Origin of the sequence: Shewanella sp. S1-49-MNA-CIBAN-0167 (assembly GCF_040310145.1) — a bacterium.
Taxonomy (GTDB): domain Bacteria; phylum Pseudomonadota; class Gammaproteobacteria; order Enterobacterales; family Shewanellaceae; genus Shewanella; species Shewanella psychromarinicola.
Genome location: NZ_JBEOPO010000117.1, coordinates 1 through 512 on the forward strand (window position 1 = coordinate 1; position 512 = coordinate 512).

Annotated in this window: 1 protein-coding gene; it reads right to left on the minus strand. The window is 48.2% G+C overall.

Annotated features, from left to right (window positions below):
- Positions 1–512, minus strand: a 512-nt coding sequence (locus AAEZ00_RS22460) for a tyrosine-type recombinase/integrase (RefSeq protein WP_351089739.1), incomplete at both ends; no start/stop codon positions are given.

Sequence of the window (512 nt, forward strand, 5' to 3'; positions counted from 1 at the left end):
GCGGTAGTGTTAAGGCTGTTGTGGCCGAGTAAGTGCTGTACTGAGCGTAAATCTAACCCTTGTTCGAGCAGATGAGTCGCATAGCTGTGACGTAAATTATGTGGGCTGATGGATTTGTGGATGTTGCAGTCGTTAATCACTCGCTTTAGTGCTTTTTGAATACCGCCTTTATCTATCATTGAACCTGGCTTGCCATCTTTACCGGGAAATACATGCCGGGGATGGCGATGGGTTTGCCAGTAATATCGCAGTGCAAGTAATGTGCGTTGAGGTAAAGGGACCAGCCTGTCTTTACCGCCCTTGGCGTCACGAATATGCACCTGCATCAACGCGGAATCGATATCGCCAACCTGCAATGAAATTGCTTCGCCGAGGCGCAACCCCATACTGTAAAGGGTTAAAAAGCACACTTGATATCGCAGCTTATGGGTGAGGCTAATGACGATGGATACTTCGGCAGGGGTCAATATATCGGGTAAACGTTTAACCTGCGGAGGCTTCACAATACTCAG